This is a genomic window from Thermosynechococcus sp. JY1331 (genome assembly GCF_031583475.1).
Taxonomy (GTDB): Bacteria; Cyanobacteriota; Cyanobacteriia; order Thermosynechococcales; family Thermosynechococcaceae; genus Thermosynechococcus.
In genome coordinates, this window is sequence record NZ_CP134180.1 from 588395 (window position 1) to 610635 (window position 22241).

The 22241-nt window shown below is 53.8% G+C and carries 20 protein-coding genes, 1 tRNA gene and 1 riboswitch; of the genes, 6 read left to right on the forward strand and 15 right to left on the reverse strand.

From position 1 onward, the window contains the following. Positions 1-4: 4 nt before the first annotated feature. Entirely contained in the window at positions 5-1354 is a 1350-nt protein-coding gene (locus tag RHJ31_RS02715) for an ArsB/NhaD family transporter (protein ID WP_302677282.1), read from the reverse strand. 87 nt (positions 1355-1441) lie between these two features. Then, positions 1442-1580: riboswitch (cyclic di-AMP (ydaO/yuaA leader) on the reverse strand. A gap of 115 nt (positions 1581-1695) precedes the next feature. Here RHJ31_RS02715 and RHJ31_RS02720 point away from each other — a divergent pair. Together RHJ31_RS02720 and RHJ31_RS02725 are read left to right on the forward strand one after the other, a co-directional pair. Further along, on the forward strand, positions 1696-2643 hold the full coding sequence (locus tag RHJ31_RS02720) for a bifunctional riboflavin kinase/FAD synthetase (RefSeq protein WP_310828523.1): 948 nt from the start codon (positions 1696-1698) through the stop codon (positions 2641-2643). Continuing rightward, complete coding sequence (locus RHJ31_RS02725) at positions 2636-3544, forward strand: MoxR family ATPase (protein WP_302677284.1); 909 nt, start codon at positions 2636-2638, stop codon at positions 3542-3544. Before RHJ31_RS02720 ends, RHJ31_RS02725 begins: the two co-directional genes overlap by 8 nt. 343 nt (positions 3545-3887) lie before the next feature. Here RHJ31_RS02725 and RHJ31_RS02730 read toward each other — a convergent pair. The 3 genes from RHJ31_RS02730 to serS all read right to left on the reverse strand — a co-directional run bounded on the left by RHJ31_RS02730 (position 3888) and on the right by serS (position 6640). Beyond that, positions 3888-3959, reverse strand: a tRNA-Asn gene (locus RHJ31_RS02730). A gap of 48 nt (positions 3960-4007) precedes the next feature. Next, positions 4008-5351 carry a UDP-N-acetylmuramoyl-tripeptide--D-alanyl-D-alanine ligase gene (gene murF / locus RHJ31_RS02735; protein WP_302677285.1) on the reverse strand — a complete coding sequence of 448 codons (1344 nt, stop codon included), beginning with the start codon at positions 5349-5351 and terminating at the stop codon, positions 4008-4010. Then, the gene (gene serS / locus RHJ31_RS02740) at positions 5348-6640 is read right to left on the reverse strand and encodes a serine--tRNA ligase (RefSeq protein ID WP_302677286.1); all 1293 of its coding nucleotides are present in this window, start codon (positions 6638-6640) and stop codon (positions 5348-5350) included. The genes murF and serS overlap by 4 nt, the downstream gene beginning before the upstream one ends. A 197-nt stretch (positions 6641-6837) precedes the next feature. Here serS and apcD point away from each other — a divergent pair, with 197 nt between their 5' ends. Continuing rightward, positions 6838-7323, forward strand: a complete 486-nt coding sequence (gene apcD / locus RHJ31_RS02745; RefSeq protein ID WP_190278062.1) for an allophycocyanin subunit alpha-B — start codon at positions 6838-6840, stop codon at positions 7321-7323. Positions 7324-8575: 1252 nt separating this feature from the next. On the opposite strand, the gene RHJ31_RS02755 is transcribed toward apcD, so the two are convergent. The 4 genes from RHJ31_RS02755 to RHJ31_RS02770 all read right to left on the reverse strand — a co-directional run bounded on the left by RHJ31_RS02755 (position 8576) and on the right by RHJ31_RS02770 (position 13540). Next, on the reverse strand, positions 8576-9715 hold the full coding sequence (locus tag RHJ31_RS02755; RefSeq protein ID WP_399375672.1) for an AI-2E family transporter: 1140 nt from the start codon (positions 9713-9715) through the stop codon (positions 8576-8578). Between the two features lie 84 nt (positions 9716-9799). After that, entirely contained in the window at positions 9800-10894 is a 1095-nt protein-coding gene (locus tag RHJ31_RS02760) for a metallophosphoesterase (protein ID WP_302677288.1), read from the reverse strand. A 9-nt stretch (positions 10895-10903) separates the two neighbouring features. Beyond that, complete coding sequence (gene purH / locus RHJ31_RS02765; RefSeq protein WP_302677289.1) at positions 10904-12460, reverse strand: bifunctional phosphoribosylaminoimidazolecarboxamide formyltransferase/IMP cyclohydrolase; 1557 nt, start codon at positions 12458-12460, stop codon at positions 10904-10906. 45 nt (positions 12461-12505) lie between these two features. Beyond that, on the reverse strand, positions 12506-13540 hold the full coding sequence (locus tag RHJ31_RS02770; RefSeq protein ID WP_149820465.1) for a ribose-phosphate pyrophosphokinase: 1035 nt from the start codon (positions 13538-13540) through the stop codon (positions 12506-12508). Between the two features lie 73 nt (positions 13541-13613). Between RHJ31_RS02770 and RHJ31_RS02775 the strand changes: the two genes are divergently transcribed. Further along, positions 13614-14510, forward strand: a complete 897-nt coding sequence (locus RHJ31_RS02775; RefSeq protein ID WP_315862960.1) for a sugar ABC transporter permease — start codon at positions 13614-13616, stop codon at positions 14508-14510. Here RHJ31_RS02775 and RHJ31_RS02780 read toward each other — a convergent pair. The 5 genes from RHJ31_RS02780 to RHJ31_RS02800 all read right to left on the reverse strand — a co-directional run bounded on the left by RHJ31_RS02780 (position 14507) and on the right by RHJ31_RS02800 (position 18416). After that, a complete protein-coding gene (locus RHJ31_RS02780) occupies positions 14507-14626 on the reverse strand; it encodes a photosystem II reaction center protein J (RefSeq protein ID WP_315862977.1) in 120 nt (39 codons plus the stop codon). The genes RHJ31_RS02775 and RHJ31_RS02780 overlap by 4 nt on opposite strands. A 44-nt stretch (positions 14627-14670) precedes the next feature. After that, entirely contained in the window at positions 14671-14784 is a 114-nt protein-coding gene (locus RHJ31_RS02785; protein WP_149820459.1) for a photosystem II reaction center protein L, read from the reverse strand. Positions 14785-14796: 12 nt separating this feature from the next. Continuing rightward, positions 14797-14934 (reverse strand): cytochrome b559 subunit beta, encoded by a 138-nt coding sequence (gene psbF / locus RHJ31_RS02790; RefSeq protein ID WP_099798824.1) that lies wholly within the window; start codon positions 14932-14934, stop codon positions 14797-14799. A 7-nt stretch (positions 14935-14941) separates the two neighbouring features. Continuing rightward, positions 14942-15196 (reverse strand): cytochrome b559 subunit alpha, encoded by a 255-nt coding sequence (gene psbE, locus RHJ31_RS02795; protein WP_149820457.1) that lies wholly within the window; start codon positions 15194-15196, stop codon positions 14942-14944. Positions 15197-15335: 139 nt separating this feature from the next. Beyond that, positions 15336-18416, reverse strand: a complete 3081-nt coding sequence (locus RHJ31_RS02800) for a CHASE2 domain-containing protein (protein WP_302677292.1) — start codon at positions 18414-18416, stop codon at positions 15336-15338. Positions 18417-18621: 205 nt separating this feature from the next. On the opposite strand from RHJ31_RS02800, the gene chlG reads away from it, so the two are divergent. Continuing rightward, positions 18622-19617, forward strand: a complete 996-nt coding sequence (gene chlG / locus RHJ31_RS02805; RefSeq protein WP_302677293.1) for a chlorophyll synthase ChlG — start codon at positions 18622-18624, stop codon at positions 19615-19617. A 9-nt stretch (positions 19618-19626) separates the two neighbouring features. Further along, on the forward strand, positions 19627-20556 hold the full coding sequence (locus RHJ31_RS02810) for an RluA family pseudouridine synthase (protein WP_302677294.1): 930 nt from the start codon (positions 19627-19629) through the stop codon (positions 20554-20556). Positions 20557-20683: 127 nt separating this feature from the next. Here the strand turns inward: RHJ31_RS02810 and RHJ31_RS02820 are convergent, their stop codons facing one another. Then, on the reverse strand, positions 20684-21103 hold the full coding sequence (locus RHJ31_RS02820) for a type II toxin-antitoxin system VapC family toxin (RefSeq protein ID WP_206200981.1): 420 nt from the start codon (positions 21101-21103) through the stop codon (positions 20684-20686). After that, entirely contained in the window at positions 21100-22095 is a 996-nt protein-coding gene (locus RHJ31_RS02825) for a hypothetical protein (protein ID WP_310828524.1), read from the reverse strand. Before RHJ31_RS02825 ends, RHJ31_RS02820 begins: the two co-directional genes overlap by 4 nt. Positions 22096-22241: the final 146 nt, after the last annotated feature.

The following is a 22241-nucleotide window of genomic DNA, read 5'->3' on the forward strand; positions in this document are numbered from 1 at the left end:
ACCCTTAGCGCCAAATGAGAAAGCGCACAGTTAGAAAGAGTGCTGAGACCCCCAACTGCAAGGCCGTAATCGGTACCCCATAACGCAGGAAGGTTTTGAAGCTAATCCGGCGGCCATGGAGTTCCGCAATCCCGGCACCAACAATGTTGGCAGAGGCGCCCACCAGCGTGGCATTGCCGCCCAACGTTGCCCCTAGCATCATGGCATAGAACAGGGGCAGCACCTGGGGGGGCAAATCACCCCCATAACCAGGGTGGAGAATTTCTGAACCTGCTAGACCCACATCGACAAGGTATTTTTTCAGCAGTGGCACCATCGCCACCACAAGGGGGATATTGGAAATGACGCTAGAGAGAATGCCAATCGCAAATAAGAGCAGCAGGGAGCCAAAAAAGATATTTTGGCCAATGAGAATGGCGAGGAGGTGGGAGAGTTGACCAATGATGCCGGTTTTTTCTAGGCCACCGATCAAGACAAAAATGCTCATAAAAAAGATCAGGGTGGCCCAGTCCACATCCCGCAGAATGTGGGTCACCGTATCGATTTTGCTTTGATGGGACAAAAGGAGTGCAAGGGCAGCCCCCATTAAAGCGACCGCAGGGGGAGACACTTTGACGACCATGCCATCGCCAATAACAAAGAAGGTCAAGACAAAGACGATGATCACACAACCCACCGCTAGGGTGCGGGGATGATTAATTTTGGGGTGGGGCAAGTGATCAAGGGAGTTGAGTTCTTTGCGCCAAATGCGGCGAAAGAGAACCGGCAGACAAAAAACAATGACAGCGATCGCCAGTACACCCCCCAAGCTGAGACGCAGGAGATAATCGGCAAAGCTGAGATTAATGGCATCCCCGACAATATAAGTCGCTGGATCCCCGACAAGGGTCAGCAAGCCAGCGCTATTGGAGACAATCACCATCAAGATAATCAGGGGGACAAAGTCCACCCCCACTTCAGCCGCCATGGGGGGCAACAGCGGCGCAAGCAGCATAACGGTGGTGGCATTGGGCAGAAAGGCACAGATGGAGGTTGTGAGCGCAACAATTCCCAGCAGCAAGCGTTTTCCTTGACCGCGGGCAAGCAGAACCATTTGGGTGGCCAGATACTCGAACACCTTAGTGGGTTCAAAGGCTCGCACCAGAACCATGACGCCGAAAAAGAGGGCAAGGGTGCCATGACTGCGGCCAATGTAGCTAATGGCCTCCCCAAGGGTCATAATGTTGAGAAAGACAAGGAGAATCGCACCCAAAAAGGCAGCAACCGTGATGTTGATCCACTCGGTGATGATCAGGACGATCACGCCTAGGAAGATCGTGCCAGCAGCGAATGTATGCCAGTGTTCAATCAGCATTGGGCTTCCTAAATGTTTCTAAGGTAACAAATTCGGTCAACACCACGAAACCGAATCACTGGAACACTGAGCAGTTGTGAAAAACAGCCAGTCTCCAACTGAATGCCGACGAAGTTAGCTGACGGGCTAGGATTCAGTGGTATCCTTTCTCGGTGGAGAATGCGCCCCTGATTCGTTGGTTCCTCCGCTCCAAGCTGCCAAGGCTCAGATTAGGCATAATCAAAGATAAATTGCTACTCAACGTAGCATAGGCCTCTTGGGGGATTCAAGAGAAGTTCTTCTATGACGTGAATAGAAAATCTTAATGAAAGCTTTCCCAGACTGTTGCGCCGCGGTTAAATGTGTCAAAATGTTTCCTGTGTCAATTGAATAGCGGCCTACCCTTGCAAACTCCTACGGCGATCGCCCTTGGCAATTTTGACGGTGTCCATCGAGGGCACCAAGAGGTTATCCGTACGCTTGTTGAAGCAGCGCCTCCCGACTGTTACCGGTCAGTGATTACGTTTTCGCCCCACCCGCAGGCATTTTTTACGGGAGAAGAGCGCCTGCTGCTGACCCCAGAGGCGGAAAAACGTGCCCTTTTGAACCACTATGGCATTGAGCAGGTGATTGTCCTGCCCTTTACCCATGCTCTTGCCCAACTGTCGCCCTTGGAGTTTGTTGAGCAGATTTTGGTACAGCAGTTGCAGGCCAAGGTATTGAGTGTGGGTTTTAATTTTGGCTTTGGCCGTGGGCGATCGGGGACAGCGGCGGATTTGCGCACCCTTTGTGCTGCCTTTGGTATTCCAGTGCATATTGTGCCCCCCTATTGTCGGGGGAGCGATCGCGTCAGTAGCTCAGCAGTACGAGCCGCCCTCGCCGACGGAGATGTGGGCTTGGCACGGGAGCTTTTGGGACGCCCCTACCAATTGAGCGGCACCGTGATTCAAGGGGAACAGTTGGGACGGCAGTTGGGATTTCCCACCGCCAATCTAGCCCTCCCCCCAGACAAATTATTGCCTCGCCACGGCGTTTATGCTTGCCGCGTTACGGGGGCAGCGTTTGCGACTGAGCAATTGGGGGTGGTGAATATTGGGATGCGACCGACGGTGACGGGTCGGCAAGTGACCACAGAGGTGCATCTATTTAACTGGCAGGGGAATCTTTACAATCAAGAGATCACACTTCATTTAGAGGCCTTTATTCGCCCAGAGGTACGGTTTCCCAGTTTGGCTGCCCTACAGGCGCAAATTGCTGCCGATTGCCAAGTAGCGGCTGATCTTCTTGAACGAGTGGTCTCCTATGCGTGAACCCCTACAGCGACTGGTCAATAACCTTGGACAGGTCATGGTGGGCAAAGAAGCCGCCATTGAACTCATGCTAGTGGGGTTGCTGGCGGGGGGACACGTTTTGCTGGAGGATGTACCGGGGGTGGGAAAAACCCTCTTGGCCAAAGCCTTGGCGCGATCGCTGGCGGGTACCTTTCAGCGCATCCAAGCCACACCCGATCTCCTACCCACGGACTTATCGGGCACCAATATCTGGAATCCCAAAACAGCGGAGTTTGAGTTTCGCCCAGGTCCTGTCTTCTGCAATATCCTGCTGGCGGATGAAATTAACCGCGCCACACCCCGCACCCAATCGGCACTCCTAGAGGTCATGGAGGAGTACCAAGTCACCATTGATGGCGTCACCTACCCCCTGCCCCAGCCCTTTTTTGTCATTGCCACCCAAAACCCCGTGGAATACCAAGGCACCTTTCCGCTGCCCGAAGCCCAGTTGGATCGCTTTGCCCTGTGTTTTAGCTTGGGCTACCCCACCGAGGAAGAGGAACTACAAATGCTGCAACGGGTGCAGGGGGGCTTAGATGTCAATCAACTGGAACCGTGCCTCAGCTTGGCGGAGATCCAACAGTTGCGGCAGCAGGTGCTACAGGTGCGGGTAGATTCAGTGTTGCAAAAGTACATTCTTGCCCTTGTGCGGGCGAGCCGCGAGAGCGATCGCATTACCTTGGGGGTGAGTCCTCGCGGTACCGTGATGCTCCAGCGCACAGCTCAGGCCTTGGCCTTTCTCAATGGCCGTGACTATGTCCTCCCCGATGATGTCAAGCAATTGGCGCCCCATGTTCTAGCTCATCGTCTGATTACAGCAGCAGGGCGCTCAGGGCGGGCCTGTGTGGCAGAATTATTGGAAACGGTAGCCGTTCCCTAGGGAGAGTTGGCGCGACTGTTCTCTATGAACATTTCTGCGATCGCCAACCTGTCATTGTAGTGTTAAGTCTTTTTAACATCGCGATCGCCCTCGCAACCGTCGAAGGATTTAGGCATTGATGACAACGATACTCATGACACAAGCCCTCCAACGGCAGGGAGAAATTTGGCACAACATCCTCAGCAGTCAAAACCTTACGGTCATCTGGGAAAACCTTGATGCTGACATCCTTGCTGTGCTAGAGGGCATGGAGACGGCTGGCCTAGCGTTGCCCCAATTGCTGCTGTTAGATATGGGCATGATGGGCAGCGCCGCCGTCGCTATCGTGGCTCAAGTTATTAAACTCCCCAGGCTGGATTCGAACCAGCGACCAATCGGTTAACAGCCGACCGCTCTACCGCTGAGCTACTGAGGAATATTGACGATTTTTTAATGTAGCGTAGTTCACCGCTCTTGGCAAGTCTCAACCGGACTGAAGTTTTGGCCAGCGCTGCTGCAGTTCATTCACTACGCGATCCAAGGCAACGGCATGGGAGGCCTTAAAGAGGAGGCGATCGCCCGGCTGTAAATGCTGCAGCAAATAGGCCACCAATTCTTCATGGGAAGCAAATTGCTGACTGGGAACGCGCCCTGCCCCCCGCGCAAGAGCTGCTCCCTCATCGCCCTTATCGAGAATTAAAAGGCCATCGAGGTCTAATTGGGCAACCGTGGCTCCCACCTGCTCATGGAAGGCAACCGCAAAGTCCCCCAGTTCCCGCATGGGGCCAAGAACTGCCAGATGCCGCTGACCGGGGAGCGATCGCAACAGGTGCAAGGCGGCGACCATCGATTCCAAGCCTGCATTGTAGGTTTCATCGAGTAGCCAAATATCGGGTTCGAGGTGATAGCGACCGCCCCGACCACTGGGCAATTCTAACGTCAACTGTCGGGGCAGGCGATCGCTCTTTAAGTCCAAGGCTTGCAGCACCCCAAGGGCAGCCAGAAAGTTCAGGGCATGGTGTGCCCCCGCAAGGGGAACGGTGTAGGTGCGTCCAGCCACGTGGAGGGTTTGGGGCGGTTGATAGATTCCCCGTAGGGTGCCCCCCTCAAGGCCATAGGTAATCGTGAGCCCTGACCAGACCTGCGCCGCTGTCGGCAAAAGTAGGGGACTATCGGCATTGAGCACGGCTGTTCCCCCTTGGGGCATTTCGGCCAGCAGTTCGCATTTGGCTTGGGCAATGGCTTCGCGGGAACCGAGGCGGCCAATATGGGCAGTACCCACATTGGTAATCACGGCAACATCCGGTTGGGCAATCTGGCTCAAAAGGGCAATTTCACCGCGCGCCCGCATCCCCATTTCAATCACGGCAAATTGGTGGTGGGGTTCCAGTTGTAAAAGGGTTTTGGGCACGCCAATCTCGTTATTGAAGTTGGCTTCGGTTTTGAGGACGGCGCCATAGTGACTCAGAACAGCGGCAATCATTTCCTTGGTGGTGGTTTTGCCCACGGAGCCAGTGACGGCAATGACTTTGGCTGGACATTGCTGCCGCCACCACTGTCCCAAGCGTTGATAGGCACTCAGGGTATTGGCTACCTGAAGTTGCGGCAGAGCAGAAGACACCGGCACCTCGACAATTAGGGCGATCGCGCCGGCGGCGGCGGCCAGATCGACAAATTGATGGCCATCAAAGGTTTCCCCCCGCAGAGCAACAAAGAGATTGCCAGTTGCGATTTGGCGGGAGTCAGTGGAAATGCCTGTGATTGGCAGATCTGGATGAGTTGTATCTAACCCCAAAGCTTGGGCGATCGCCCCGAGGGTGGTGTTCACGATTTTGCCCCGCCAATGTGGCTACACTTCAAGTAAGGTTGCAGCACCGCTGGTACCCGCACCGTCCCATCGGGTTGTTGGTAGTTTTCGAGAATGGCTGCCATGGTTCGTCCAACGGCTAGGCCAGAGCCATTGAGGGTGTGGACAAACTGTGTCCCTTTTTGCTTGGCAGCTTTGAAGCGAATCTTGGCACGCCGCGCTTGGAAATCGCCAAAGTTCGAGCAACTGGAAATTTCGCGGTAACAGCCGGCAGCGGGCAGCCACACCTCTAAGTCGTAGCACTTCATGGCGCCAAAGCCCAAATCGCCAGTACACAGTTCAATCACTCGATAGGGCAACTTCAGGGCTTGGAGAATAAACTCGGCATCGGCCACAAGGGCTTCATGTTCAGCGGCAGAGGTTTCTGGGTGAACAAACTTGACCAACTCCACTTTGTTGAATTGGTGTAGGCGAATCAGGCCGCGTGTATCTTTGCCATAACTCCCCGCTTCACGGCGAAAACAGGGGGTGTAGGCACAGTGGTAAATGGGCAATTGATCGGCAGCTAAAATTTCATCGCGGTAGAGATTCGTCACCGGCACTTCCGCTGTCGGAATCAGCCAGAGATCATCATCGGCACAGCGAAAACTTTCCTCGGCAAACTTGGGTAACTGCCCTGTTCCTGTCAGTGAGGCACTATTGACCAACAAGGGCGGCAAGACCTCCACATAGCCGCGATCGCGGTGCGTATCAAGCATAAATTGGATCAAGGCTCGCTCAAGGGCAGCCCCCATGCCCAAGAGGGTAACAAAGCGACTCTGCGCTACTTTCACCGATCGCTCCACATCCCAGAGTCCCAATTGAGTGGCAATGTCCCAGTGGGGCTGACAAGGCTGGCTCGGTTTATACTCCTCACCCCAGCGGCGTACTTCAACGTTTTCAGTTTCATCGCGGCCAATGGGGGTGGTCTCACTGGGGGGGTTGGGAATCGTTAGCAGCAGGCGTTCCAATTCCTCCTTGAGTTGCCGTTCTTGGGGTTCAAGATCACTGAGTTGCTGCTTGAGATCGTTGGCCTCGGCCTTGAGGGCTTGAATTTCGGGGTCAGTGGCGGCAACGCCGGACTTGATCTTTTTGCCGACGAGGGCACCAATTTCGTTACTGCGGGCTTGGAGGCGCGATCGCTGTTGTTCCAGCTGACGCTGTTGCGCATCCAACTCTAAAATGCGGTCGAGGTCAAAGTCACCGCCGCGCCGCCGCAGGCGATCGCCAAAGGCTTGGGGATTTTCTCGCAGTTGTTTGAGATCAATCACAGGTGAACGAAAACCAGTGCAAACCGCATTGATCCTATCACCAAGGGAGCAGATTGGCTCTAGGGGGCTGTCTTGCTGTGGTTTGCCATCGACACCGCTAAATTCCTCTATCAACCGTCGAGATTTTGATCAGGAGTGGCGTCAACAAGGGGTCGCCGTCCTCTAAAATGAGGGATGTATTAAGCGGTGTTAGCAATATGAGTGTCATTAGTCAGGTTCTTCTTAAAGCGGACGATGAATTGCGCTACCCCACCACGGGCGAACTCCAGACGATTAGTGACTTTTTCCAAACGGGTGAGCAACGCCTCCGCATTGCCACGACACTGGCCGAAAATGAGAAACGCATTGTTGAGCAAGCCAGCAAACAACTGTGGCAGAAGCGGCCTGACTTCATCTCACCCGGGGGCAATGCCTACGGCCAGAAACAGCGTGCCCTCTGTCTGCGCGACTATGGCTGGTACATGCGCCTGATTACCTATGGCATCCTCGCGGGTGACAAAGACCCCATTGAGCGCACGGGTATTATTGGGGTGCGGGAAATGTACAACTCCCTTGGTGTGCCGATGACAGGGATGGCAGAAGCCATTCGTTGCCTCAAGGACGCCTCCTTGGCACTGCTAAGCACTGAAGATGCTGAAGTGGCGGCACCCTACTTTGACTACATTATTCAAGAAATGTCCTAGGAAAACTGCCGGCAGCCAATTTTGCATTCAAGGGGAACATAACCCATGACATCTCCCCTTGAAATTGTGGTTGTCAGCAATGGCCCCGGTGAACTGGCCACTTGGGTGTATCCCTTTGTAACAACGCTGCGGCAACAGGTCAAAGAGGGGCTGCGCGTTTCAGTGGTCATTGTTCCCTGTCCCCATGCCAGTGGTCAAGAAGCGGAGATTGCGCGTCGCTATGCGGGGGTGGATCGGGTGCTGGCCGCGGCAGAGTTCTGGCACCTCCTGCGTACAAAGACCACCCGTAGTAATTGGGATTGGTTTGCCCAAGGGGTTGTGGTCTTCTTGGGGGGCGATCAACTCTTTGCGGTGCTGTTGGCCAAGCGTCTGGGCTATCGCTGTGTGCTCTACTGTGAGTGGCAGGCACGCTGGCAAGGGTGGGTGGAGGGCATTGGGTTGCGGCGTTCGCTCCCCGTGGGCAAAACAAGAGCTAAGGTGGCGGTGGTGGGGGATCTGATGACCGATGTGCAAGCCCTTGCCCTCGATTCGCTACCCGATGTGCGCCAACAGTTAGGCGTTGCTTCAGATGCTCCCCTTGTGGGTCTGATGGTGGGTTCCAAGCCCAATAAGCTCAAGCTAGGAGTGCCCCTTTCGCTGGCGATCGCCGACCATTTAGCTGCTGCTCATCCCCCGATTCAGTGTGTGATTCCCGTGGCACCCACCCTGACGCTCAAGACCCTCAGTTGCTACGCCGATCCCCGCTTTAACCCCGAACTCAAGCACGTTGAGGGCACGACGGCGACACTCATCCAACCCAGTGAGGGGCTACCCTATCTGGAGACGCCGAGGGGTACGAAGGTCTATCTCTGGCAGCAGTTACCCAACTATCCCCTGCTGCGGCAGGTTGCCCTCTGTGTGACAACCGTTGGCGCCAATACCGCTGAACTGGCCGCCTTGAATGTGCCGATGATTGTTCTTTTGCCGGCTCAACAACTGCGGGTACAGCGGGCCCACCCTTGGGATGGGTTAGCCGGGTTGCTGGTGGGCTTGCCAGCGATCGGGCGACAGTGGACGGCATTGGTGTTTTGGGCACTGGTGGCCAAGGGATTGGGCTGGCGGCGGTTTTGGCAGTTGTGGCGATCGCCAGAGATGGATTGGGACTTAGTGAAACAGGGTCTCGGCTACAAGGCGTGGCCGAATATCTGGGCAAGCAGAGAAATTGTACCAGAACTGGTGGGTCCGATTGAGCCGGCGGTGGTTGCTGATCAGATTAAGTCTCTATTGAGCCATCCTCAGAAATTGCATCAGATGCGGCAGGATTTGCGGCAGCAGGTGGGGGCGGCGGGGGCAGCGGCAAAATTGGTGGAGTTGACCCTGCAGGTGGCGGGCTGGGCTGCCAGCGATCGAGAATGTCCTTGAGCACAATTTCTGTAAACCAAATTTGACCCACAATCACCAGAGGCAGTGCCAGCAGTAAGCCCAGAAAGCCAAAGAAAATGGCAAAAATAATTTGTGAAACCAGCGTCACAGCGGGCAGTAGAGCCACCTGTTTGGCCATGACGACGGGCACCAGCAGGTATTGCTCCAACTGTTGAATCACAATGTAGGCAATGAGAACGGCCACCGCCCGCCACGGATTGTCAATAAAAGCAATGATCATCGGCGGAATCACACTCAGGGCAGGGCCAATATTGGGAATCGCCTCCAGCAGACCGGCCAGGAAAGCATTGGCCAAGACCAACCGCACCCCCAGTAGCGCAAGAGCAATGCCACTGACCACACCAATGACCAGCATATTCAAGCCTGTGCCCGCCAGCCATGCCAAGAGCGCCTGTTCACTTTCGGTGAGAATCGTGTCAATGCGAGACCGATAAAACGCTGGAAAGAGGCGAATGAATCCCCGACGGTAGGACTGAGGATCAATCACTAGCATCACCGTCAGCACCAAGACCAACAGCGTATTTAGTAAGACCGCCAGTGTATTGGAAAAGAGGGCAAGGAAGTTATTAAAGATTTGCTCAAGGAATGGCTCTAACTGGGTAATCAGCCGATTAATGACAGGGGTATCATCAAAGCCGCTACTTGGCAAAAGGTAAGCCATCTCATCCAGCCATGCTTCCACCCGTCCTAACCCCTTGGGAATCAATACACCCAGTTGCTGCGCTTCCTGCAAAAAGGGGGGAATGATCATCCAAAAGAAACCAAAGATGATCAGGAAAGTCAAGCTAATACTGATGGCGATCGCCCGGCCTCGTTGTAGTCCCCAGCTCTGGAGTCGCAATTGCAGCCAGTTGAGTGCCGTTGCCAAGACCACCGCCAAAAAGACCAAGAGTAACACTTGGCGAATTTCCCAGAGGATGTAGAGACACACCCCCAGTACCAGCAAGCCAATCCACTGACCAAACGTCACTACTTTGCGTCCAATTCGTGCCTCAACCCCCTATTAGAGCAGGTTTTGGGACTCTACCATCCCAACCAAAGGAATTGCGAGGTGCTAAATGACAAAGACCGTATTGTTGTCCCGCAGCTGGGGATACTCCGCTGGTGCTCTGTGGTTAAACTGGGCAAAGTAGGCGGCCAAGGGTTCGGGTAGGGTCGGTAGTGTGACTTGGGTATCTCCTTGGGCAATTTCTGGCCAGAGGGACGATAGGGCTTGGGCGAGGGGCTGGGCCTCAGTTTCCGATAAATTAAAGGGCGGTAAGGTGAGAAAGCGCACCATAAACCCCGCACCCCGCTGCAGCATCCATTGGCGGGAGAGATCACTCAAGGTGGGATAGGTCTTCAGAGATTCAATGCGGTAGGATTCCACATCCACTTGCCAGCCCCCTTGGGGATGTTGCTGCAAAATGAGCCGGCGATAGGGATGGGGATAGCTGACGAGGGAACCCGTCGTTAGATCAAACAGCCCCTGCTCATAGGCAATGTCTTGGACATGAAGATGTCCGGTTAAGACCAAGGCCACCCCCGCCGATCGCAGGAGGTTGAGGAGTTCCACCCGATTCTCCAAGAGGTAGCGCTGCCCCATTGGACTTTGGCTCTGTTGTGGCCAATGCTCAAGGACATTGTGGTGAATCATTACAAGGCGCAGTCCGGCAAAAGGTTTTGCCAATAGAGCCGCCAACCATGCCAGTTGTCCTTGATCGACTGCCCCCATCTGCTGACCTGTCGGGCTAAATTGGTTGGAATTCAGGGCAATCAGTTGTAGGTTGTCTGCAAGCAGGGTTTGATAGTAATGCTTGGCGCCCTTGCCATAGCCCGCATGGGGATACCACTGGGGAAAGTCAGCCCAACCAATACGCTTGTGATCTCCTAGCGGCAGAGGCACATCGTGATTCCCCGGAATCACATAACAGGGAATGGGCAGGGTTTGCAGATAGTGACTGAGCCAGCGGTGGTTAACGACTTCGCCATCCCGCGTCAGGTCACCGGGCATCAACAAAGCATCAATACCCAGATCAAGAAGATGAGTGACGGCTGCTTCAAAAGCAGGAATACTCACTTCATAGAGAAAAATGGGGGGATGATCCGTCGGAATCGTCTCCGGCAGAGCAATGTGGGGATCACTGATAATACCGAGCCGCACCGCCATCGCTATTTCCTAGTGGCGGAAGTGTCGCCGGTTGGTAAAGACCATGGCAATTCCCGCTTCATTGGCTGCTTGGATAGACTCATTATCCCGCAAACTGCCCCCCGGTTGAATAATCGCCGCAATACCAGCAAGGGCAGCGGCTTGCACAGAATCGGCAAAGGGGAAAAAGCCATCACTGGCCAGTACAGCGCCGCGGGCAGCCTCACCGGCCTCCCTGAGGGCAATGTGTACAGCACCCACCCGATTCATTTGACCGGCGCCAATGCCGCGGGTTTGGCGATCGCGACTGACCACAATGGCATTGGACTTAACGTGTTTCACCACTTTCCAAGCAAAGATCAGTTCGGCCATCAACTCTGGACTGGGTGCGGTGGCGGTGACCACTTGCCACGCCTCTGGATCAATGGGGACGGGGTGAATATCTTGGACAAGAAAGCCGCCAGCAATGGTTTGAATCGCCGTCGTGGGAGCCGTCTGCAACTCAGGTAAGGTGAGAACCCGCATCTTGGGTTTGGTTTTCAGGATCGGTAGCGCTGCTTCCTCACAGGCGGGAGCCACCACACACTCTAAAAAGGTACGGGTGAAGGCTTCAGCGGTGGCCACATCCAAGGGGCGATTCAGGGCAACAATGCCGCCAAAGGCAGAAACACTGTCGGCAGCCAAGGCACGTTCGTAGGCTTCCACAAGGGTTTTGCCCTCAGCCACGCCACAGGGATTGGTGTGTTTAATAATGACGGCAGCGGGGGCACCCTCCCCTAAAAATTCACTGATCACTGCCCGTGCCGCTTCTAGATCTAGCAGATTGTTGTAACTGAGTTCTTTGCCCTGAAGCAGGTCGGCGGCTGCCCAACCACTGGGGTGTGCCCCACTGATGTACCAAGCAGCCCGTTGATGGGGATTTTCGCCATAGCGCAAGACTTGTTTTTGCTGCCCCGTCAGGTGGAAGACCGGCGGCAGAATTTCTGGTTCAGTACCAGGGGACGTGATTTCTTGGAGATACTCGGCGATCGCCTGATCGTAACTGGCCGTCAGCGCAAACGCCCGCTGGGCACAGGCAAGGCGAAAAGCAGGTTGAGCTTCCCCGTGTAATCGTAATTCCTGAAGGTAAGTTTCATACTGGCTGGGATCCACCAATACTGTCACATGGGCATGGTTTTTGGCAGCAGCGCGAATCAGCGTTGGCCCACCAATATCAATTTGCTCGATCGCCTCGGCAAGGGTCACGTTGGGCTGGGCAATTGTTTCGGCAAAGGGATAGAGATTGACAACCACCAGATCAATCGGATGAATCCCTTGGGCTTGCAGATCAGCCGCGTCTTCGGGGCGATCGCGCCGTGCCAAAATACCGCCGTGAATTTTGGGATGCAGGGTCTTGACCCGCCCACCAAGGATTTCCGGTGCTCCTGTGTACTCCGAGACCGTTGTCACGGGAATCCCCGCTGCCTGTAAGGTCTTTGCGGTGCCACCACTACTCAGGAGCGTAAAGCCAAACTCCTGCACCAAGGCCGTAGCCAACGCCACCAGTCCCTGCTTATTGCTGGTGCTGAGTAAGGCCATTCGCCCCATGCCTGCAATCCTCCTAGGCGACTAAGAACACCTATTTTAGCGGTTTTAGCGGAACATACTGCTCACAGAGCTATCTTCATGGATGCGCCAAATGGTTTCGCCGAGAATACTCGCCACCGACAGCACCGTGAGTTGGGGAAAGCGTTGCGTCTCCGGTACAGGAATCGTGTTGGTAACAATCACCTCTTCAAAATCGCCTCCTTGGAGTCGCTCGATCGCTGGCGGTGAAAAAACCGCATGGGTGGCACAGGCATAGACTTCCTTGGCACCTTCCCGCCGCAGTAACCGTGCTCCTTCTAAAATCGTGCCGGCCGTATCAATCATGTCATCCACGAGCACCGCTGTCTTGCCCTTAACATCCCCCACCACGTTCATCACTTCAGCCACATTGTGGGCTTGGCGTCGTTTATCAATAATGGCTAGGGGCGCATCATCAAGCTTATTGGCAAAGGCACGGGCACGAGCCACCCCACCCACGTCGGGGGACACCACCACAATATCCTCAAGATTTTTGCTGCGCAGGTAGTCAAGGAGCACGGGTGAACCATAGACATGATCCACGGGAATGTCAAAATAGCCTTGAATTTGCGCTGAGTGCAGATCCATGGCCAGAACGCGACTCGCTCCCGCTTGAGTAATCAGGTTGGCTACTAGTTTAGCGGTAATGGACTCGCGGCCAGCGGTCTTGCGATCGGCACGGGCATAGCCATAGTAGGGAATCACCGCAGTCACTTGGCGGGCTGAAGCGCGGCGGCAGGCATCCACCATGATCAGCAGTTCCATCAGGTGGTCATTGACGGGTCGGCAACAGGGCTGGATCAGATAGACATCACAACCGCGAATGGATTCTTGAATCTGCACATACAGCTCGCCATCAGCAAATCGCTTGCGCACCATTGGGCCGAGATCAATACCGAGGTAGCGGGCAATTTCCTGAGCAAGGGCAGTGTTGGCAGAACCCGAAAACAGCTTTAGACGACTATGATCAGAAATGTGAGAGGGGGTAGTCGTGGGCAATGGCGCAGTGTGAATCACAGCATCTCCCCAAGATGGCGTGCATTTTGATTTTGATCTTATCATTTCCAATTTCGGGAGCCACTACCCTAGGATTGAATTTATAGAAAGGCGAATTTTGAGGTCATCATCTTTGCCAATGGCGCGATCGCAACTCCCACGATTGGGGGATGTTTTTTTGTCACCGATAGGAGTCGCTTGGTTATTCCTTTTACCTGCACTTTTGTTTCTGACAATTTTTGTTTTTTTGCCGATTTTGTACCTTGTCTATCTTAGTTTTACGACGGGGAGTTTTAGTCAAGAAGGGGTGCGTTGGGTTGGCCTGCAAAATTATCAGCAATTGCTTCTGAGTCCAGACTTTTGGCAGGTGATTGGCAATACCGTTTATTTCACAGGGGCAACGGTGCTCCCCACGATTGTGCTGCCCTTACTCTTGGCGGTGGGTCTCAACCAAGGGATCAGGGGACGCGATCTGCTGCGCACGGCCTACTTTTTGCCAACAATGACCTCGATTGTGGCGGTGGGTTTAGGGTTTCGTTGGCTGTTTCAAACCGATGGCCCCGTGAATCAACTGGTGCAAACCTTAGGGGGGCAGCCGATTGCTTGGCTGAGTGATCCCACTTGGGCAATGCCAGTGCTAATTTTGCTCAGTAGCTGGAAGCAGTTGGGGTTTAATTTAGTGGTCTTTTTGGCGGGGTTGCAAACGATTCCTCGCGATCGCTATGAAGCGGCACTGCTCGATGGTGCCAATGCTTGGCAACAGTTTCGCTACATTACGCTGCCGGGGTTGCGACCCACCTTAATTTTGGTGTTTGTCACAACAACGATTTTCACATTGCGCAGTTTTGAACAGGTCTATGTGGTGACCGGTGGCGGCCCCTTAGATACAACAAACCTGCTGGTATTTTATATTTACCAACAGGCGTTTGCGTTATTTGACTTTGGCTATGCCGCTGCCGCAGCAACGGTTCTTTTGGGAGTCACCCTAGGACTGATCTGGCTACAATTGCGTACGCGCCAAGACCCCAATCGTTAGAGAGAGGAGCCAAGACCAGCGTAAGCACCGTAGAAGAACAGCCCGACAATGACAATTATCCCCATGCCAGCCACCGTGGCCACAACCCACAGGGGAATGCGTCCGCCTTCAGACAACATGATCAATTCCTCCTAAGCAGATTCAGTTATAGAGAAGAAATTTAGTTAAAGAAGTAGCTTGAAAAGAGCAACGCAAGGACGAAGATCAGCAACAACCCTAGGTACAGGGATGTGCGATTCAGTTCGACCGGCTGACGATTGGGATTCGGTTCCATGGCTGCACCTTCCTAACGTTGGATAAACTGCATAGCCGCGATCGCCCCGAGGAAGAAAATCGTGGGCACAGCAAGCGTGTGAACGGCCAACCAGCGGACCGTAAAAATCGGGTAAGAAACGGGTTCTTGATTGGGGGTATTACTGGTCATGGCAATCCTACTTCACCTGTTCTAAGAAGGTTTCAACTTGTTGTTTAGCTTGAAAGCGATCGGTCACCAGAGGAATCGACCGCTGTTCCTGAGCATAGTAGCTATCGGGGCGTGGTGTGCCAAACACATCATAGGCCAAACCGGTGCTGACAAAGAGCCAGCCAGCAATGAACAACGCCGGAATGGTGATGCTATGAATCACCCAATAACGGACACTGGTAATAATGTCGGAAAATGGTCGTTCTCCTGTCGTTCCAGCCACGTTGCGATGCCTCCAAAGTGTCTAATGTTAAAAAAAGGAAACGGTACTATCTATCATACAGCCTTTTTTCACAACGATTGAGCCGCATAAATAAGAACTGCGAACCCCCTCTACAGCGCTAAAACTTGGGTCTATAGGCCTAAAGTCCAGCCTTGGTCAAATCGGTGAGCACCTCTGCAGCACTCTGGTAGCGATCGCGAAAGTTATACTTGATCATTTTATTGATAATGGCAACAAACTGCGGCGAAAGATGCCGTCCCGGCTGCCAAATCATATCACCCGTGTTGCGATCAGAGGGCAAATCCATCGGGGCGAGCCCCGTCAGACCTTCAACAATAACCATACCCAAAGAGTAAATATCACTGGCAATCACCGGTCGTCCTGCCATTTGCTCGCTAGGGGCATACCCACGGGTACCAATTGAGATCGTATATTTGCCGTGCTGGAGCAACTCCTCGGGCTGGACATGGCGTACCGCCCCAAAGTCAATCAAAAACAGTTGTTGATCACTGCGGCGGCGCATGATATTGGCAGGCTTAATGTCGCGATGCACCACCCCAAACTGGTGCACATACTGCAAAATCTCCAGAATGCTCTTGAGAATGGTGAGGGCTTCGACTTGGGAGAGGGTAATTTTCTTTTCAAACTCCTCCTTGAGGGATTCCCCATCCACATACTCTTGGGTGAGATAGAAATATCCCCCCTCTTCAAAGTAAGCCAGTAATCGAGGGATACGCTCATGTTGACCCAATTGGGCTAAGGTTTTTGCTTCCCGCTGAAAGAGGCGACGGGCAATGGCCAAAAAACGTTCATCCTTACGGGAGGGCACCAACTGCTTGACCACGCAGATCGGATGATCTGGCAGATGTAAATCCGCAGCCAAGAACGTGCGCCCAAATCCCCCTTCGCCGAGTTGACTGAGGACACGGTAGCGTCCCCCCACAGTTTGTGGTAAGGGTTCACTGGCTTTTTCGCTGATGTCAGAAATGACGGTGGTTTTGGGTTGGGTGCCGCTCGGTGTTTGCGTCTCTGTCGTTGGGGGGGGCGGCGAGGGGAGTGTCGTGCTGGAAATCACCTCTGGCCGCTGGGTGGGATCCACAGGCGCCGCGGTTAAGGGGTCAGGGTTGGATGGCTGGGTTGCTGGTAGGTCTCCCTTGGGGGTGGATGGGGTTGACAATTGGGTTTCGGGCAAATCTGCGCTGGTTGTAAATTGGGTGGGTGGAGTTGAGGTGATGTCCAGTGGTGTTTCAGGGGTGTCCCCATCGGGAGTTGAGGTGACTTCTGCTAGACTCACGGCCTCAGGTACTGATAGTTGGGTTTCAGGCAAGTCCACACTGGTTGCAAATTGGGTTGAGGGCGTCGAGGTCAGTTCTGGGGTCGTTAGTGGCTCAGGTAGGGTGAGTTGCGTTTCGGGTAAATCAACAGTAGGGATGCTAGGGGTCTCTGGCATCGTTGTTAAGGCTTCGGGAACCGTCAGTTGGGTTTCTGGTAAATCAGGGCGCAGTGTCGAGGGGATCTCTGAGGGAACTGTTGGCTGCGGGGTAGGAACCACCCTCTGGGTTTCAGGAAGATCAATATGGGTAGGTTCAGGAGCAGTTGTGGGAGTTTCTGGCAATTCGGTGGCGGCAGTGGCAGCATCCTCAGGGTGAACCACTAAGAAGGTTTCCCTCTCAGTGATGGATTGTGGTGGTGTCTTGCGGATCTCTGTGGGGGGAATTTGATCAACGACGGAGGTGAGGAGGGTAGGTGCGGTGTGGGGTTGATCTCTAGGGGGTGGGGTAGGTTCGATGGGGGTAAAGGAAATTGCTGTTTCCGGTTGCAGCACCGTTGCATTGGCATCCGTCTCTAGGCGAGAGACTTCTGTTGGCGAGGTTTCGGGGATTTCCAGAATGGGGGCTGATTCAGGTGTGGTTGATTGACTGATGCCTTCAGTCATGAACTCCAAGGGAGTTGCTGAGCGGCCACTGGGAACAGCCGTCGGTGTAGAGGGGGTAGGGGTGGATTCTGCAGGACTGAAGGCACGATAGCCCAGCATCAAAACCGCCGCACTGCCAAAGCCAACCAGAGGTGCCACCAGCGGAATCCAACTCCCCTGTAAAAAGAGGAGGAATGTCAGGCCACTGAGACCCAGTCCCCCAGCAACCAGCAGCGGCACAATCACCCAGCGCTGTCCCTTGGCGATGATCAGGGCACCAAGGCCAGACCAAGCCAGAATCCAAAGGGCGATCGCCCCCTGCGGCCATGTACCCATAGGAGAACGGTTATCGAGAGCCGCTGCTAGCAAATCTTCAAGGATCGCTGCTTGAACCACAACACCGGGGGTCAGGCGGTTGGTTTGCCCCGGCAGTGTCATTGGAATCAAAAACTTATCGTTACTACTACTGCCAGTGAGGCCAATGAGGACGGCGCGATCGCGCACCTTAGAGGGCAAGACTTGCCCCTTGAGCACCTCGCTCAGGGTCACGGTTTCATAGGGCTGGGTTGGGCGGGCGTAGTTGATCAGGATTTGAAACCCGGCTGCATCTAAGTGGCTGTAGCCTCCCCAGTTACTGGTTAAGGCTTGAAAGCGAGCCGTTCCCAAGTCAAGGCGGTTCTGAGTCACTGCTTGGGGATTCACCCCTAAAAAAAGACGCGCCAAAGCTAAAGCGAAGGATTGAGGGGTAGAGCAGCGATCGCTGGCTTCGGGTTGAGTTGCCAAAATCGCCCGCCGCACCACACCATCCTCATCAATGGGAATGTCTGCAAATCCCACCTGATCATTTAGCAGTCCAGCGGGTGGGGCAATTCCGGGATCTGTTTCGCCCCCCACTTTACAGACAATAACGGTGTTGGGCTGGGTCATCATCACCCGTCCGAGGGAGGGCAGCACATCGGTTGGCAGCTTGAAGCGATCGGGCACCGGAAAATCGCGAAAAATGTCAATGCCAATGACCTTGGGTTGGTGCTCCTGCAATTCATTGACAGCTTGAATGAGCACCTCGTCGGGAATGGGGTACTGCTTGAGGGTTTGAATATCAGCCTCGGTAATTTCAACAATCAGCAGTCGCTGGGACGTGGCCGGTGTCGATCGCCAGCGCAGCCATTGGTCATAGGCTCTTAATTCCAACGGTTCGAGCAGACCCCCCACTCGCAGTGCAAGGACACCCACCGTGGCGATCGCCGTGGCAATGGCCGCCGGTAGAGCGCGTTTAAGATAATCAGGGATGGAGACAGGGGTCATGGCACAATCTGCGGTTGTTCCACTGACGCTGAAGGATTCTAAAAGGAGTTTCGCTTCTATCCTGACCTACACCACGGGCGATCGGCAAATTTACGAGGACAACTTTTAACATCCTGCCCACGCTAGAGGGCAACATGATCCCCCTAGGTGGCGGAAGGTGAAACGACTATAATCATTGAGGTGATTGCTGAGCACAACAAGCGCTATGACGGAAACCCCCGATTCAACGACGACTTCAACATCCACGGAAACCACTACTGCAGCCGCACGGCAACTGCTGGGCATGAAGGGTGCCAAAAGCGGCGAGACCAATATCTGGAAAATTCGCCTGCAACTAATGAAGCCGATTACATGGATCCCCCTCATTTGGGGCGTGGTCTGTGGTGCAGCCTCGTCGGGGGGATTTACCTGGAGTCTGGAGGATGTGCTCAAGGCAGCAACCTGTATGCTGCTGTCGGGGCCTTTGATGGCGGGCTATACGCAAACGCTCAACGATTACTACGATCGCGAGATTGATGCGATTAACGAACCCTACCGTCCCATTCCTTCAGGGGCGATTTCCCTTAACCAAGTGCGGGCGCAGATTATCTTCCTCGTTGTCGCAGGTTTGGGTCTAGCTGTTCTACTCGATCTATGGGCTGACCATCCCACGTTCCCTGTGACCAAAATTGCTTTGCTGGGAGGCTTTTTGGCGTATATTTATTCCGCACCGCCCCTGAAGCTGAAAAAGAATGGTTGGCTGGGAAATTATGCCCTCGGAGCCAGCTACATTGCTTTACCGTGGTGGGCAGGTCACGCCCTTTTTGGCAAATTGACACCGACGATTGTGATCTTGACGTTGATTTACAGTTTGGCGGGCTTGGGTATTGCCATTGTCAATGACTTCAAAAGCGTTGAGGGCGATCGCCAACTCGGCTTGGCTTCCTTGCCGGTGATGTTTGGCGTTACTACCGCCGCATGGATTTGTGTTCTGATGATTGACATTTTCCAGTTGGGGATTGCGGGCTACCTGATGGCGATTCATGCCAATCTTTATGCAGTGCTGCTGATTTTGCTGATTATTCCCCAAATCGTCTTTCAGGATATGTACTTCCTGCGGGATCCCTTGAAAAACGATGTGAAGTACCAAGCCAGTGCTCAGCCCTTTCTTGTCTTAGGGATGCTAGTGGTGGGTTTAGCCCTTGGACATACGCTGGTGTAATTGGGGGGCATGACGACATCGCTAACCTTCAAGGTAGAACAGGGGGGCGATCGCCTCGATACGTTTCTTGCACAGCAGCATCCTGAACTCTCGCGATCGCGCTGGCAGCAGCTGATCCAACAGGGCTATGTGCGGATTAATGGCCAAGTGTGCGATCGCAAAAATCAGCCCCTCAGTGGTGGTGAGGTACTGCAGGTGGTGCTCCCTGAACCAGAGCCGTTGGATTTAATCCCTGAACCCCTACCCCTGAGTATTCTCTATGAGGATGATGAGTTACTGATTCTCAATAAACCCGTGGATCTAGTGGTGCATCCTGCCCCCGGTCATCGCCACGGCACCCTGGTTCATGGTCTGTTAGCCCATTGCCCTGAGTTGACAGGCATTGGCGGTGTCCAGCGACCGGGGATTGTGCATCGCCTAGACAAAGACACCTCTGGGGTGATGGTTGTTGCCAAAACGGAGTTTGCCCTACACCATCTGCAACAGCAATTGAAAGCACGGCAAATGCGGCGCCATTACCTTGGTGTCGTCTATGGCCAGCCCCCGCAGGACAGTGGAACGGTAATTACGCCCATTGGTCGTCACCCGGTGGATCGCAAAAAGATGGCGGTGGTGCCTCCAGAAAAAGGCCGCACAGCAATTACCCACTGGTACGTGCAGGAGCGCTTCCGCCACTGTGCCCTTGTGGAGTTTCGCCTTGAAACCGGTCGCACCCATCAAATCCGCGTTCATGCCGCCCACTTGGGTTGGCCGCTGTTGGGGGATCCTGTCTATGGCCGCGGTGCACCGCTAAAAGTAAAACTGCCCGGCCAAGCGCTCCATGCCCATCGCTTAGCGTTGCAGCATCCCCGTACAGGTGAGGAGATTGTGGCGATCGCCCCTCTGCCAGAGCATTTAGAAAAACTACTGCGGATATTGCGCCAGAATAACACCTCGTGACCCGCCGCTTTCGCCACTGCCTGAATCGCCCTTTTCGGATGAATTGGTGCATTATCCATCATCAACAACGATCCCTAACGCCGGCAAACAGTATTGACTCAGCCGAATACTGTGATGGCAAACGTGGTCATGGTGTCTGACCACCTTGCTGTGTGATTACGGAAAGGTTGGGTATATTCTGGAAGTCTTTCTCGTTATGAGTAACGAGCGGCACCTGATAGCACAGTGCACAAGCAGCGATCCAAGCATCGGCAAAGGAAATCGGCTTACCGATACGCTTTCGTCCTGCAACAATCTCGCCGTACTTTTTTGCGATTTCGTAGTCATAAGGAATCACCACAAAGTTACGGAGCACGCTCTCAAGCTTCTTTCGCTTCTGCTCTCCCCACCCAGCGTATTCTGCCCCTGCCCAAAGTTCGCCAACGGTGATGAAGGAAATCGCCAAGGTTTTGCCGAAGAGATGATTCTCATAAAGCCTTGCCTCTGGCGCACCTTTCATGATGTATGAGAGAATGTTAGTATCCAAGAGCAGATAGGCGGATGTCACGAGCCATGCCTCCCGATGACATTGCCTTGTCGCAATTCTTGAATAAACTCCTCAAAGCTATCGTTGCGTTCGCCGGGCCAAGTGCCATATAAAGTAGCAAGATTAGCTACAGGCTGGACGCCCTGCATTTGGGCAAGTTCTTTCAGTGTTCTTGAAGTCCAGAAATCATAAACTTCTGCTGGAGCGAGCGGAATTTCCTCTATCGCCTCCGTGAGTTCCTCTAAAGGTTCGATGTCGTGGATACGCACTCGGTTAATCTTGCCGGTCTCAGGATCGCTGAGTGCTTCACCGATTATGCGGACGCGACGCAGAAGATTCTCAAGTACCTCTTCCTTTTGCTCCTCGTCGAACACGCATACGACTGGATCACCAACAGGAGGATGAACCCGTAACCGCATACCTTCTTCTTTGAAGTCCGCCATAAGCAAGCGGCCTTCAATGGTGGTGAGGTGAGTTTTGGGTCCCTGAATCCGCTGCTGGATTACTTGGAACGCTTGGGGGGTGTACTGAACCTGTAGCGGACTCGGACGATGATTGAGTTCAAAAGTTATTGAATATACTTCTTTCTGGAAAAGCCTGCCGACATCACGCCATGCAAGTAAGACTCCCCGATCAAATCCACGAGGAAGGACATCACTCGGCTCCTGGACTTCGTGTATGCCTGTAAGAGCAGTCTCTAAGATGTGAAGTAAAAAATCCTCTTCGGGGAACAAGCTTGGTTCAGCTCGCCTGTCGAAGCGGAGTAGGGTTGATGGGCTTCCGTGGTTAATCTCAATAAGGTCTAATTCCAGAAGCTGCTTGAGCTGTTTCGACTTGGGTCCTTTGCGAATACTATCGGTTTCGCCTAAGAGCACTTGGCCGGTTCGGTAAAAGACTTTTTGAAGGCTCGACAAAAGCTCTGAAAGCTGTGAAACAGCTATTCGACCTGAGCGGACAAACCTGCCTTCTAAAATCAGGGTCAACAGTGAAGTTTTCCCGTTCATGGTGCGCACCTCCTCATGACTAAGCTAATTTATTAAGCATTTATCATTAAGCATTTATCGAGCGTTGTGAACTGCTGACAAAATTATTTCCCGATACCATCGCCAGAAGCTGGCGCAGGTCTTCAGTATATTTCCTCCTCTAGCTCCAGCAGGCG